This is a genomic window from Micromonospora sp. WMMC250, from assembly GCF_027460215.1.
GTDB classification, from domain to species: domain Bacteria; phylum Actinomycetota; class Actinomycetes; order Mycobacteriales; family Micromonosporaceae; genus Micromonospora; species Micromonospora taraxaci.
Genome location: NZ_JAPZBJ010000002.1, coordinates 2,020,081 through 2,032,781, shown reverse-complemented (window position 1 = coordinate 2,032,781; position 12,701 = coordinate 2,020,081). Strand labels below are relative to the sequence as shown.

Below are 12,701 nucleotides of genomic sequence, written 5' to 3'. Positions count from 1 at the left end.
CATGCGCATCCAGCACAAGAGGCGCGCGTCCCTCCTGGCGAGCCTGCTGCTCGCCGCGACCGCGCTGTCGGGCATCGACGCCCCGACCGCCAGCGCGGCGGCCGACCCGGTCGCCGTCACCGTCGACGCCCGCGCGGGCATGGCCACCGTGCCCGCCACCGCGCTGGGCGTCAACCACGCCATCTGGGACCAGAACCTCGGCACCGCCGAAACGTCAGACCTGCTCCGCGACGCCGGTGTGCAGATGATGCGCTACCCCGGTGGCTCGTACGCCGACATCTACCACTGGAAGGACCACACCGCGCCCGGCGGTTACGTCGCACCCGGGACCGACTTCGACACCTTCATGGCGGCGGTTCGGCGCGTCGGCGCGCAGCCGATGATCATCGCGAACTACGGCACCGGCACGCCCGCCGAGGCCGCCGACTGGGTGCGGTACGCGAACGTCACCAAGCGCTACGGCGCGCGGTACTGGACGATCGGCAACGAGAACTACGGCAACGGCCACTACGGGTCCGCCTGGGAGGCGGACGACCACCCGGACAAGAGCGCGACGCAGTACGCGAGGCTCGTCGTCGAGTACGCCGACGCCATGAAGGCGGTCGACCCGAGTATCAAGGTCGGCGCGGTGCTGACCATGCCGGGCAACTGGCCGGACGGCATCACCGCCGGCAGTGACCCGGGCCCGTGGAACCAGACAGTGCTCTCCATCGCCGGCCCGAAGATCGATTTCGTGGACGTGCACTGGTACCCGGGTGGTTCCGCCGCCGAGTCGCTGGCCCGCACCAACCACCTGCCCGACGCGACCTACCTGCTGCGACAACACCTCACCCGGTACGCGGGCCCGAACGCCGACCGCATCGGCATCAGCTTCACCGAGCTGAACGTCGACGCCGGACGGAACACGCAGCCCGCCGCGCTCTTCCTGGCCGACGCGTACAGCGCGCTCCTGGCGAACGGCATCTTCACCGCCCACTGGTGGAACGTGCACAACGGCATCGGCACGGTGTCGCAGGTGGCCGGGCAGACCGACTACAACGACTTCGGCATGCTCTCCAGCGGCACCTGCACCGAGGACGGCTCGGTCTGCGAGCCGCCACTGAACACACCGTTCGCTCCGTACCACGGGCTGACCATGATGAAGCTCTTCGCGAAGACCGGTGACCAGTTCGTCCGCGCCGGCTCCGACGAGCCGCTGGTGACCGCCCACGCCGTCCGTCGGGGCAACGGTGACCTCGCGCTGCTGTTGCTCAACAAGGACCCGGCCAACGCTCACCCGGTCACCATCGACTACGCCGGGTTCATCCCGTCCGCCGCCGCCCCGACGGTGTCCACCCTCACCAACGGCGCGACCGGCATCGTCACCAGCCAGAGCGGCTCCGCCACCAGCCGGACGCTGCCGGCGTACTCGTTGACGACGCTCGTGCTGCGACCGGCCGGCGCGACCGCCGGGCGGCCCTCGGCCCCGGGCCAGCCGACCGCCAGCGGTATCACCGACCGTGCCGCGACGATCTCCTGGCCGGCGGCCACCCCGGGCCGCAGCCCGATCGCCAAGTACGAGGTGTACCGGCAGAACGGCGGCGTCAGCGAGCAGCTCGGCGAGACGGCCGCCACCTCGTTCACGGTCGGCAACCTGGTGCCGGGCAGCAGGTACACGGTCAACGTGCTGGCCCGGGACACCGCCGGCCGGGTGTCCTGGGCCTCGCCGCCGCTGACCTTCGCCACCGGTAGCCCGACCACCAGCGCGTGCACCGTCCGCTTCACCACCGCCAACGACTGGGGCAACGGCTACATCGGCGGCGTCGAGATCGTCAACAACGGCACCGGCCCGATCGACGGGTGGACGCTCACCTGGACCTGGCCCACCGACTGGCAACAGGTGAGCAGCGGGTGGAGCGCCACCTGGGAACAGGTCGGCACCGCCGTGCGGGTCACCCCCACCGACGACAACCGGCAGATCGCCGCCGACGGCAGCGTGAGTGCCGGCTTCGTCGGCGCCTACGGCGGACCGAACGTGCTGCCCACCGTGTTCACTCTCAACGGCACCGTGTGCGCCAGCGGCTGACGCGACCGTCGGGCGCACCGGCTGACGCGTTGACCGCGCCAGCCGGTGCGCCCGACCCGCGGGGCCGGTGATCGATCATGGTGGACGTTATGCTGCGGGACCGGACGGGGGAGAGGTGGTCGATCATGACGCAGTCACAGCCCGAGGTCGGCCTGCAACCGGACAGGCCGAACGCGGCGAGGATGTTCGACTACTACCTCGGCGGCAAGGACAACTTCGCCGCCGACCGGGCGGCAGCCGAGATGGTGTTGCAGGTGGCGCCGTGGATGCCCGAGGCTGCCCGGCAGGGCCGCGAGCTGATCTCCCGAACGGTCCGACACCTCGTCGAGGAGAAGGGCATCCGGCAGATCCTGGACCTCGGATCCGGGCTGCCGACCCAGGACAACGTCCACGAGATCGCGCACCGCATCGACCCGGACGTGCGGGTCGTCTACGTCGACAACGACCCGGTGGTCTGCACCCACGGCCGCGCGCTGCTCGCCGACTCGAAGACGGTGTCGGTGGTCCAGGCCGACCTGACCGACCCGCAGCAGGTCCTCGGCCACCCGGCGATCGGTGACGCGATCGACATTCGTAGCCCGGTGGCGGTGCTGATGATGTTCGTGCTGCACCTGGTGCCCGACGAGCAGGATCCACAGCGGATCGTGGCCACCTACCGCGACGCGCTCGCCCCCGGCAGCTACCTCGCGCTGTCGCACGCCGGCACCGACGTGCACCCCGACCTGATGGCCCGCATCTCGGCGATCTACGCGCGCGCGAACAGCCCGTTCGTGCCACGGAGCCACGCGGACATCTCCCGCTTCTTCGGTGACTTCGTCCTCGAACCGCCGGGACTGGTCAACATGTGGCCGCACGCGGAGCCGCCGGCCGACGCTGACCCGCAGGTCGCCCGCACCGGCTACAGCGGCGTCGCCCGCAAACCCTGACGCAGGCGTGAGACTCGGGCCGAAGGGCGGGCACCCCACGCGCGGTGCCAGCCCTTCGGATGCTCGTCAACCGTCTACGCTGCGGAAGACCTTGGGAACGCAGGAGTAGCCGGATGTGTCGGTCGGGCCCATTGCTCCGCAGATCCGCATCTCGACCACGTCGTTTGCGTAGACCTGAGCCGGATCCCAGATGATCGAGCTCCCGTTGCCGCCGCCGTTGTATCTGCTACCGGCAAACTCGCCATTGACGTAGACCCGCGCCAGAACTCCGTCACCATTCGCGCAGGTGTCCCGCAGAACGAAGTAGTCGTCATTCATGCCGCCGCCGGGCGCGCCCTCGCCGTAGTCGACGAAGTCGAGGCGGCCAGCCTGGCACGATTTGATGTAGTCCCACGTCGTCACGTGGTCGTCGTCGTTCACGGCGGCGGAGGCAGGTGACCCGGTGGCTACCAGGGCGGCTGTCACCGCGAACGCCATTGACAGTTTGAGTGCGAGACGCTGCACCTGCATGTGCTACCTCCAGAAATGGTTGTCTCGGCCGGCGATTCGGTGGACGCCGCCCGCCCAGCGTATTGATGGGGATTGAGCGCATTCCATGGTCGATGTCTGTTCCGAACAGGACGTCGATGTTCGGCCTGCTCACCTGCCGTTTCGGGTCTGTTCCGAACGCAGCGCCCGCCCGCGAACCGTGGGGACCCGCGTTCGTAACCGCCACCGGCCGCGTCGCTACTGACGCTCCGCTGTGGAGACAACTACGCTGAGGCGATGTTCGCCGACTCGAACCGTGCCGGCGCAGCGTTCACGCCGAGAAGCGGCGTGAGTGGTCGTTGGGAGCGTTGAATGGCTGATCTGCCGCACCCGCTCGCCGCGTTCATCGTGGGTGAGATCCGCCGCGCGCGAGGGGTAGCCGGGATGACCCAGGAGTCCTTCGGCCGGGGTGCAGGTTTCAGCGCCTCCCACGTCAGCGCGGTGGAGAGCGAGACGCGGGCGCTGACGATGGACTTCATCAAGGGCGCCGACCGCGCGTTCAAGAACGGCGGCCTCTTCGAGCGCATGGTTGCCAAGCTGGGGGCGCCCTCCTGGTTCCTGCCGTGGTTGGATGCCGAACGCGTCGCCACCCAGCTCCGGTCGTGGCAGCCGTCCCTGGTCCCCGGCCTGCTTCAGACCGAGCACTACGCCCGAGCGGTGATTCGCTGCGACGACACGCTCAGCGATGAAGAGGTCGACAAAGGGCTTGCGGCTCGGCTCGATCGGCAGTCGATTCTCACTCAACCGAAGGCGCCGCAATTCGTTGCGGTCATCGGGGAGGAGGTGCTGCGACGGGCGGGGGAAGACTTTCGGGCAATCATGGTCGGACAAATCACGCACTTGCTGGCCATGGTTGAACGTCCGAACATTAGCATCCACATCATTCCGATCGACGTGAGCATGCACGCCGGGCTGACGGGGCCGTTCATCCTGGCTCGGGCAGCGGACGGCAATTGGGTCGGTCAGTTGGAGAACCAGCTCGGCGGGGCGGTCATCGACAACGACGATGACGTGGCTACGCTTCTGTCGAAGTGGGAGACCGTTCGGAACGAGGCCCTGCCTCGACGGCAGTCAACTGACCTGATGAAGGAAGTGGTGACGGCATGGACCTGATCGACGCGGTGTGGCGCAAGTCCACCCGCAGCGGCTCCAGCGGTGGCGACTGCGTCGAGGTCGCTGACAACCTCCCCGATATCGTCGGTGTGCGCGACTCGAAGGACCCGCAGGGGCCGGCGCTGCTCTTCGGGCCGGTGGCCTGGCGGGCGTTCGTCGCCGAGGTTCCCCGGCGGTCCTAGTCGGCAGAACGCCGAAGCGCCCGCCCCCACTCTTCGGGGCGGGCGCTTCGTTGCACAGAGGACTGCGTCAGCCCACCACCGACCGCAGCGGCACCCGCGCGTCGCGCAGCGCGCGTACCAGATCCTTCGCGAACGGGTGCTCGTCGGCCTGGAGCCCCTGCGGGTTCGGGATCACGACGTACGCCGAACCGTCCTTCGCGGACGCCGTCGCGTCGGTGGTGAAGCGTTCGACGATCGCCTGGGCGCGCGGCAGGTCCGCCGCCGCCACCTCGACGGTGATCGGCCGCCAACCGCCCCCCAGGTCCGGCGTCACCGGCGCGGCGGCGGCGCTGGCGCGCGCCGCGTCGACGCCGGCCGTGCGCCGGGCGTCCGGCGTCGCGGCCGCCGGGTAGAGCAGCGCGTTGGCCACCAGGTGCAGACCATTCTCGTTGTACGCCCGGAAGAGCGGATTGAACGCGAACAGCACCGCCCGACCGGCCCCGGTCGGCTCGTCCACCACCGCCGCCGTGCCCTTGAGGGCGTCGGCGCCGACGGTGTAGCCGTTGGCCCAGAACGTGTCACCCGTCGGGTAGGTGAGCACGTTCGTCCCGGTGGTGCTCGGCGTGAGGATCGGGTCGCTGTTGTTGAACTCGAAGTCCTCCGCCGGGCGACCCGACGCCACCGGGCTGGAGGTGTCCACGTCGACCCGCAGGTGCGAGCCGATCACCAGGTAGTCGGCGGGCTTGGTCTTCTCGGTGGTCGAGGTGAGGCCGGCCGCGCGGGCCAATCGGGTGCCCTCGTTGCGCAGCCCGACGTAGGTGTGGCCCTGGGCGATCCACTCGCGCAGGTTGGCCTGGCCGGTGGCGGTCAGGCCGCCGGTCGGGTTGCTTCCGTCCGGCACCACCAGCACGGTACGCCCGGTGAACGCGGCGGTGTTGTCGTTGATGTCGGCGGTGGTGACCGGCTTCAGGTCCAGCCCCCACCGCTTGCCGAGCACGTAGCGTGCCTCGCCGTGGGAGCCCGACGTGGTGGAGATGCCGGTGCCCTGGAAGAGCCCGACGTCGGGCAGGTCGAGGCGGGTGCCGGTCGGCCGGCCGCCCGGCGTGAGCGTCACCCCGAGCGACCTGGCCAGCTCGTCGACGGTACGGCTCACAGTGGTCGCCGGGATGGCGACCCGGCTGCTCGCGAGGTCACGGACCAGCGGGACCCCGCGGTCGAGAAGGGTGAAGGTGAACTCGGCGGCGGCGGCCGAGTCCATCGGGTACGTGTACGAACCCGACGGCCGGGCCGCGCCGGTGCGACCACCGGTGATCTTCCGGACCAGCTCGGCGTTCGGCTTGACGGTGTCACCCGTGTAGAGGGCCGAGACGCCCATCAGCAGCGGGTTGCTCCAGGACGACACGTCGTAGAAGTACGGGAACGGCACGTACGGGTCCTCGCCCATGACGGCCTGGATCCAGTGCTTCTGCGGCTGGTCCATCGGGATCCAGTACGCCCCCTTGGGCACTGTCACGTTCGTGGCGCTGCGCCCACCGAAGATCCGCGCGCTGGGCACGCGGGTCGGTTTGCGCACCTCGTACACCTCGACGTCCATCCGGCGAAGTCGCTCGACCAGCTGACGGACGTCGGCGAGCTGCCGGTCGGGCAGCAGGAAGTACGAGCGGATCGTGATGTCCGGGACCGGGAACTGGACCTCGTTGGTGGGCTGCACCACCTCGTTCGGCTCCAGGGCGCCCGCCCGGCCCTGGGCGAGCGCGTCGGTCCAGATGTCGTAGTAGCCGTCCAGCACCTCGCGCTTGTTGGCGGCGGCCCAGCCCAGCGTCGACCACTGGGTGTGGAACTGCTGCTGCACACGGTCGGCCACCGCCGAGGCGCTGCCCTTCTCGTACGTCATGCCGGCCGCCCCGAAGCCGGTGGTCGGCACGGTGTCGCCGTACCCCATGAAGAACATGTCGTACGTGTCGTAGTTGAAGTAGCACTCGGTGGTGACGGTGTCGTCGCAGGCGCCGTTGAAGCCGAAGCCGGCCTTGTTGGCCTCGCCGATCCGGTTGATCCAGTCCACCGCCTCGCCGGCGATCTCGTGGTGGATCGGGTCGGCGTTAGGTGGGAAGAAGTACTGCCGGCCGCCCATCTCGTGCGCGTCCACGAACACCTGCGGCGGGTAGCGGCGCAGCAGTTCGAGCTTGCCGTCGGTCTCCTGCTGGGTGCGGGCGAACCAGTCCCGGTTCATGTCGAAGCCGAACTCGTTCTGCCGCCGCGTCGCATCGCGGCCGTCCGGGTTCTGGGTGGGGACGATGATGGTGACCAGGTTGTCGTTGCGCCGTGCGACCTCGCAGGACAGGCCCGCCGCCAACTCGTACAGCGTCTTGAGCGCCGCGTCGGTGCCGCTCTTCTCACCACCGTGCACGTTGGCGGTGACCCAGACGATGGCCGGGCTGTCCTTCGCCGTGCGGGCGGCCGTCCGCGCGTTGGTCCGGCGCGGGTCGCGCAGGTCCCGTACGTCGTCGGCGATCGTCCGCAGCGCGGCGGGCCGCACGTTGCGCTCGTTGGACACCACCGCGTACGGCAGCGGCTGGCCGAGGACGCTGGTGGCCATGACTCCGGTGACGACCCGGTTGGAGGCGCTGTCGACGGCCCCGAGGTAGGTGCGGACCTCGTCGTTGGTGACGACCCGCTCCTGCCCCGCGCCGAGGGGGAAGCCGAGCACCGCCTCTGGGCTCGGCACGGTGCCCAGCCGTGCGGTCGGGTCACTGCTGCACCGTGACGGGGGTGCGGCGCTCGCCGCGGACGTGCCGCTGACCAGGGGAGTCATGCCGAGCAGAAGCGCGACGGTGGCCGCACCCGCCAGCCGTTTCGGAGGGACCGTCCAGAACGGACGCGACGATGAGGGCATGTCTCGGGTTCCCTTCTGGGGAAGAGCCTCGCAGTGGCCGGAGCCTATGAACAGTGGATACGACGGTCAAGGCCTGATCGACTCCGCCGACTGTCCGGGATGCCGTAACGACGACGGGCTGGCAGGATGAGAGCGTTGTCGATGCCTGGAAGGTGGAGACGTTGACGGAGATGATCACACTCTCGGTTCATCCAGATTCCTCCTCCGCCGACGCTCGGCGATCCCTGGCGTCCTGGCTACGCGCCGATGCCCGGCTTCGCGACGCGGTCACCACCACGCCCGCGGACGGGACGTCGACCGACGGCCCCGACGTGCTGCGGCTGGCGGTCGGCGGCGCGGGTGCCGCCATGGTGCTGGTGCAGGCGGTCGCCGACTGGCTGAGTAACCGTCGCGAGGACGTGACGGTCCAGCTCAGCCGCCCCGGCTGGTCGGCCGAGCTGGACGTGCACCAGGCGCGGGACATGGGCCAGGTGACCGCCCTCGTCGAGACGACGGTGCAGGCGGTCACCCCCGAGGAGGGAAGGCTCCCTTGATCACGTGATGAGGGGGTCCGGAGACCTGGTCCTCGTCACCTGATCAAGGGAGCCCGGGAGGAGTGCGGCTACCAGGTGGTCAGGCCGAGGTCGATCGTCCTGGTCAGCGTGGCGTTGTCGTCGTCGCCGTCGAGCGACCAGACCATCGCGCCACCCAGGCCGGCCCGGCGGATGTAGAGCGTCTTCTGCAACACGACAGCCGGGTCGTCGTACGTCCACAGGGTCGTACCGTCGAACAACCAGGCGTGCCCGGCGCGGAGGTCGCGGTGCACGGTGAACCCGTTGCCGGCCATGGTCTTGAGCTTCTTGTAGTCCTCGTTGCCGGCCTCGAAGGTGGCTGGCGCGGGCCCGGCGGCCGGCTGGAAGAGACCGTTGCCGCCGCCGGTGATGCCGGTCCAGCCGCGACCGTAGTACGGGATGCCGAGCACCAGCTTGTCGCGGGGCGCGCCGCGGGCGATCCACCCGTCGACGGCGACCTCGACGGAGAAGTCCGGGTTGTCCGGCGCGCCCGTCGGCACGCGCAGCGCGGACTGCTGGTTGGACTTGGCGTCCCAGCCGCCGTGGAAGTCGTACCCCTGCACGGTGGCGAAGTCCAGGTACTTGAAGATCTTGCGGCCCTCGTAGCCGGCGTCCATGGTCGCCGGGTTGGCCGGCAGGAAGGCGGTCAGCGGGTGGTGGGTGCGGGTCGTGCGCCCGTGGGCGTCGAGTTGCCGGCGGAACTCGGCGAGCAGCTTGGTGAAGTTCTCCCGGTCCTCCGGGCGGATCACGTTGCCCGGCTCACCGTCCCAGTTGGGCCACTCCCAGTCGAGGTCGATGCCGTCGAAGACGCCGGCCCCGGCGCCCGGGCTGCCGGGAAGGTTGCCCTTGAGGTAGAGGTCGATGCAGGACGCGACGAACGCCTTGCGGGAGGCGTCGGTGCGGGCGGCGTTCGAGAAGTACGTCGACCAGCTCCAGCCGCCCAGCGAGATCAGCACCTGGAGTTCGGGGTGCTTGGCCTTGAGTTTGGCGAGCTGGTTGAAGTTGCCGTTGAGGGCCTGACCCGGTGCGTCGGCGACGCCGTCCACGCTCTCCTCGGCGGGAACCGGTCGCTGGTAGTCGGCCCAGGCGTCGCCCTCGCCCGGCCCGCCGTCGACGTAGCAGCGGCCGTCCTCGCTGACGTTGCCGAACGCGTAGTTGATGTGGGTGAGACGGCTCGCCGCCCCGGACGTGTCGAGCTTCTTCACCGGGAACGCCCGGCCGTAGATGCCCCACTGGGTGAAGTAGCCGACCCGGTGGTAGCCGGTGCGGTGTCGCTTGGTGTCGCCCGCGCTCGCGGCGGCGGGCGGGGCGGCGGTGATCAGCAGGGTCGCCAGTGTGACGACGGCGGTGAGACGGCGGTGGCGGAATGGTCGCATCGGCACACTCCCACGAGGCGTCAAGCAGAATAGTAAAGAGACTTATCTGATTGATGAAGTTAAGCCGGTGGCTGTCCACGGTCAAGAGCCGTCCAGCCAGATGGGGGATTGTGACGTCGTTACCCGGTGGTAACGATGTTGTGCCATGGACTCCGCCCTGACTCTGATCGGACTGCCCATCGCCCTCGGCGTCATCATGCTCGGTCTGGGTCTCGGACTGACCATCGCCGATTTCCGCCGGGTGGCCCAGCACCCGCGAGCCGCCGTCATCGCCCTGGTGTGTCAGGTGCTGGTGCTGCCGGCGCTCTGCTTCTGCCTCGTCCTCGCGTTCGACCTGGCACCTGAACTGGCCGTCGGCATGATGCTGCTGGCCGCCTCGCCGGGCGGCACGACGGCCAACCTCTACAGTCACCTGTTCGGTGGGCACGTGGCCCTGAACATCACCCTGACCGCCATCAACTCGGTGCTCGCCGTGTTCACACTGCCGGTCCTGGTCAACCTGTCGGCGGCGTACTTCCTACCCGACGGGCGAAGCCTCGGACTCCAGTTCGACAAGGTGGTGCAGGTCTTCGCCATCGTGCTCGTCCCGGTCGCGATCGGCATGCTGATCCGGGCCCGGCTGCCACACGTCGCCGAGCGCCTGAACCGCCCGGTCCGGATCCTCTCCGTCGTGGTGCTCGTCGCCGTCATCGCCGGCGCGGTGCTCGGCGAACGGGAAAACATCGCCGACTACTTCGTCGCGGTGGGCCTGGCGGTGCTCGCGTTCAACCTGCTGAGCCTCGCCATCGGGTACGGGGTGCCGCGACTCGCCGGAGTCGACCGGAGCGCCGCGACGGCCGCCGGATTCGAGATCGGCATCCACAACAGCACCCTGGCCATCACCATCGCGCTCAGCCCGGCGCTGCTCGACAGCACCCAGATGGCGATCCCCGGAGCCGTCTACGGCATCGTCATGTTCTTCACCGCGGCGGCCTTCGGTTACCTGGTGACCCGTGTCCGCACCCGGTCCGCCGCGACGTCAACGCCCTGACGGGGGTGGTGCCGGCCCGGTCACCGCCGTACGGCCGACCGGGCCGGCCGCTCAGCCGATCTGGCTGTTGTCCTTGAGCGAGCCCCAGCCGTGCCAGCGGTCGATCTCGATCAGGGCACTGACCCGGCCACGATCGCGCCGGGGGTACGCGTTGCCGGTGTAGTGCTTGGCCAGCCGGTCGATGTCGGTGAAGTCCTCGTCGGCGCGCAGCTCGGCGACGTGCCCGATGATGCTGACGTGGGTGTACCAGCCGGCCTCGTCCAGGACGGTGAGCGACACCCGTGGGTCGTTGCGGACGTGCTCCAACCGACGACGGCTCTCGTCCATGTTCACCAGGATCCGACCGTCTTCCCACAGGTACCAGGTGGCGGCGGACACCGGCTGACCACCGTTGCGAAGCGTGGTCATGACGGCCGGGTTCGGCTTGCGCAGCATCTCGACCGCGGCCTCGGGAAGCGGTGGCTTGGACATGAGGTCTCCTCGTGGCGACAACGTTTACCCCTGCACGTTACGCATCCGCAGGCCCGATCACTGTGGTACGCGCGGAAACCTCGCGCGGTCAGCCGAGCCAGCGGCCGTCACGCATGAGGAGGCGCCCCTTCAGCTCGTTCGCCTCCCGCCAGGCCTGGATTCGCTGCGGTCGGATCAGAAAGTACTGGTAGGGCTCGTCGAGAGCGCTCGGGTCGAAGCCCGTCTTGGCCGCGAACGCGGCACCCGTCTGGGTGCCGAGGTCGGCGATGTCCACCGGCTCAGCGATGCCCTCGACGATGACGACGTCGCGCGTCGGCCCGAGGCTGAGTCGTACCCGGCCATCCGCCACCAGGTTCCGGCCGGTGACCGAGGCGCGCGGCGTCGAGATGAGGAAGGCTGTCCCGTCCCAGAGGAACGACAGTGGGATGAGGTGTACGCCCCCTGGGGAACCCGCCGTCGCGACCCAGAGGTCGACGTCGTCCTCCAGTCTGGCGCGAGTGTCCCGCAGTCTCTGCTCAAGCCCGCGCGGCGGAACGTCAGTCATGCTTCCTCCGGTCACGTCGCTGTCGTCGGCGGCGATGGATGTCATGGTGATCACGGTAGGTGCGGCCCGACGACCGGCGCTTCTCGATTTCTGACGACCTCGCCAGGGGTACCGCGTGTGGGTCGGCGTTCGCCCCCGGCGAAGATGTGGTTATGAGCGAATCCGCACTGCCCAGGCGTGTCGTCGTCACCGGTGCCACCGGCAAGCTCGGCCGCGCCGTCGTCACCCACCTACGCGCGGTCGGCGTCGACGTGCTGGCCGTGGACCGCGCCGGTGGCCGCGACCCCCGCGACGTGGACGGCGAGTTCCTGTTGGTCGACCTGACCGACTACGGGCAGGTGGTGGAGGCGTTCACCGGGGGCGCCGACGAACACGCGGGTGGCGTCGACGCGGTCGTGCACCTGGCGGCGGTCCCGGCCCCCGGGCTGATGTCGAACGCGACCACGTTCGCCAACAACTCGGCCGCCACGTACAACGTGTTCGCCGCCGCCCGGGCGGCCGGGATCAAGCGGGTCGTCTGGGCGTCCAGCGAGACGGTGCTCGGGCTGCCGTTCGACACCCCGCCGCCGTACGCGCCTGTCGACGAGGAGTACGCGCCGCGCCCCGAGTCGACGTACTCCCTGAACAAGGCACTTGAGGAGGAGATGGCCCGGCACTTCTGCCGCTGGGACCCGGAGCTGGTCATGGTGGGCCTGCGCTTCTCCAACGTGATGGACGTCGAGGACTACGCCCCGTTCCCCTCGTTCGACGCCGACCCTCAGCTGCGCCGGTGGAACCTGTGGGGCTACATCGACGCCCGCGACGGCGCGCAGGCGGTCGAGCGGGCACTCGCCCACGACCAGCCCGGCGCCGACGTGTTCGTCATCGCCAACGCCGACACCGTGATGAGCAGGTCCAGCGCCAGCCTGATGGCCGAGGTGTACCCGGGTGTCGAGATCCGGAAGCACCTCGGCGAGCACGAGACCCTGCTCAGCATCGACAAGGCGCGACGGGTCCTCGGTTACGAGCCGCGGCACTCCTGGCGGGACCACGTGTAGGTCGGG

At 69.5% G+C, this 12,701-nt stretch carries 12 protein-coding genes; 7 read left to right on the top strand and 5 right to left on the bottom strand.

Annotation, left to right across the window (positions count from 1 at the left end; translation table 11 throughout):
- Position 1 precedes the first annotated feature (1 nt).
- Positions 2-2,065, top strand: a complete 2,064-nt coding sequence (locus O3438_RS08725; RefSeq protein WP_269679473.1) for a cellulose binding domain-containing protein — start codon at positions 2-4, stop codon at positions 2,063-2,065.
- A 125-nt stretch (positions 2,066-2,190) separates the two neighbouring features.
- Positions 2,191-2,991, top strand: coding sequence for an SAM-dependent methyltransferase (locus tag O3438_RS08720; RefSeq protein ID WP_269679472.1), 801 nt, complete (start codon positions 2,191-2,193; stop codon positions 2,989-2,991).
- 66 nt (positions 2,992-3,057) lie between these two features.
- Here O3438_RS08720 and O3438_RS08715 read toward each other — a convergent pair whose 3' ends face one another.
- Positions 3,058-3,501: a hypothetical protein gene (locus tag O3438_RS08715; RefSeq protein ID WP_269679471.1), complete on the bottom strand. Its 444-nt coding sequence runs from the start codon at positions 3,499-3,501 to the stop codon at positions 3,058-3,060.
- A 330-nt stretch (positions 3,502-3,831) separates the two neighbouring features.
- Here O3438_RS08715 and O3438_RS08710 point away from each other — a divergent pair, with 330 nt between their 5' ends.
- Positions 3,832-4,632, top strand: a complete 801-nt coding sequence (locus tag O3438_RS08710) for a helix-turn-helix domain-containing protein (protein ID WP_269679470.1) — start codon at positions 3,832-3,834, stop codon at positions 4,630-4,632.
- Positions 4,623-4,814, top strand: coding sequence for a DUF397 domain-containing protein (locus O3438_RS08705; RefSeq protein ID WP_269679469.1), 192 nt, complete (start codon positions 4,623-4,625; stop codon positions 4,812-4,814). Before O3438_RS08710 ends, O3438_RS08705 begins: the two co-directional genes overlap by 10 nt.
- Positions 4,815-4,881: 67 nt before the next feature.
- Here the strand turns inward: O3438_RS08705 and O3438_RS08700 are convergent, their stop codons facing one another.
- Entirely contained in the window at positions 4,882-7,686 is a 2,805-nt protein-coding gene (locus O3438_RS08700; RefSeq protein WP_269679468.1) for a M14 family zinc carboxypeptidase, read from the bottom strand.
- 170 nt (positions 7,687-7,856) lie between these two features.
- Between O3438_RS08700 and O3438_RS08695 the strand changes: the two genes are divergently transcribed.
- Positions 7,857-8,219: an effector-associated constant component EACC1 gene (locus tag O3438_RS08695; RefSeq protein ID WP_269679467.1), complete on the top strand. Its 363-nt coding sequence runs from the start codon at positions 7,857-7,859 to the stop codon at positions 8,217-8,219.
- A 68-nt stretch (positions 8,220-8,287) separates the two neighbouring features.
- On the opposite strand, the gene O3438_RS08690 is transcribed toward O3438_RS08695, so the two are convergent.
- Entirely contained in the window at positions 8,288-9,613 is a 1,326-nt protein-coding gene (locus O3438_RS08690; protein WP_269679466.1) for a glycoside hydrolase family 18 protein, read from the bottom strand.
- Between the two features lie 145 nt (positions 9,614-9,758).
- Here O3438_RS08690 and O3438_RS08685 point away from each other — a divergent pair, with 145 nt between their 5' ends.
- Complete coding sequence (locus O3438_RS08685) at positions 9,759-10,643, top strand: bile acid:sodium symporter family protein (protein WP_269679465.1); 885 nt, start codon at positions 9,759-9,761, stop codon at positions 10,641-10,643.
- A 51-nt stretch (positions 10,644-10,694) separates the two neighbouring features.
- Here O3438_RS08685 and O3438_RS08680 read toward each other — a convergent pair whose 3' ends face one another.
- On the bottom strand, positions 10,695-11,114 hold the full coding sequence (locus O3438_RS08680) for a PPOX class F420-dependent oxidoreductase (RefSeq protein ID WP_269679464.1): 420 nt from the start codon (positions 11,112-11,114) through the stop codon (positions 10,695-10,697).
- 88 nt (positions 11,115-11,202) lie between these two features.
- Complete coding sequence (locus tag O3438_RS08675) at positions 11,203-11,703, bottom strand: pyridoxamine 5'-phosphate oxidase family protein (protein ID WP_269679463.1); 501 nt, start codon at positions 11,701-11,703, stop codon at positions 11,203-11,205.
- A 107-nt stretch (positions 11,704-11,810) separates the two neighbouring features.
- Between O3438_RS08675 and O3438_RS08670 the strand changes: the two genes are divergently transcribed.
- A complete protein-coding gene (locus O3438_RS08670; RefSeq protein ID WP_269679462.1) occupies positions 11,811-12,695 on the top strand; it encodes an NAD-dependent epimerase/dehydratase family protein in 885 nt (294 codons plus the stop codon).
- Positions 12,696-12,701 lie beyond the last annotated feature (6 nt).

Bases quoted from the DNA above. Each gene is read 5' to 3' on its own strand.
- O3438_RS08725 (WP_269679473.1), top strand. From the start codon at position 2: ATGCGCATCCAGCACAAGAGGCGCGCGTCCCTCCTGGCGAGCCTGCTG.
- O3438_RS08720 (WP_269679472.1), top strand. From the start codon at position 2,191: ATGACGCAGTCACAGCCCGAGGTCGGCCTGCAACCGGACAGGCCGAAC.
- O3438_RS08715 (WP_269679471.1), bottom strand. From the start codon at position 3,501: ATGCAGGTGCAGCGTCTCGCACTCAAACTGTCAATGGCGTTCGCGGTG.
- O3438_RS08710 (WP_269679470.1), top strand. From the start codon at position 3,832: ATGGCTGATCTGCCGCACCCGCTCGCCGCGTTCATCGTGGGTGAGATC.
- O3438_RS08705 (WP_269679469.1), top strand. From the start codon at position 4,623: ATGGACCTGATCGACGCGGTGTGGCGCAAGTCCACCCGCAGCGGCTCC.
- O3438_RS08700 (WP_269679468.1), bottom strand. From the start codon at position 7,686: ATGCCCTCATCGTCGCGTCCGTTCTGGACGGTCCCTCCGAAACGGCTG.
- O3438_RS08695 (WP_269679467.1), top strand. From the start codon at position 7,857: ATGATCACACTCTCGGTTCATCCAGATTCCTCCTCCGCCGACGCTCGG.
- O3438_RS08690 (WP_269679466.1), bottom strand. From the start codon at position 9,613: ATGCGACCATTCCGCCACCGCCGTCTCACCGCCGTCGTCACACTGGCG.
- O3438_RS08685 (WP_269679465.1), top strand. From the start codon at position 9,759: ATGGACTCCGCCCTGACTCTGATCGGACTGCCCATCGCCCTCGGCGTC.
- O3438_RS08680 (WP_269679464.1), bottom strand. From the start codon at position 11,114: ATGTCCAAGCCACCGCTTCCCGAGGCCGCGGTCGAGATGCTGCGCAAG.
- O3438_RS08675 (WP_269679463.1), bottom strand. From the start codon at position 11,703: ATGACATCCATCGCCGCCGACGACAGCGACGTGACCGGAGGAAGCATG.
- O3438_RS08670 (WP_269679462.1), top strand. From the start codon at position 11,811: ATGAGCGAATCCGCACTGCCCAGGCGTGTCGTCGTCACCGGTGCCACC.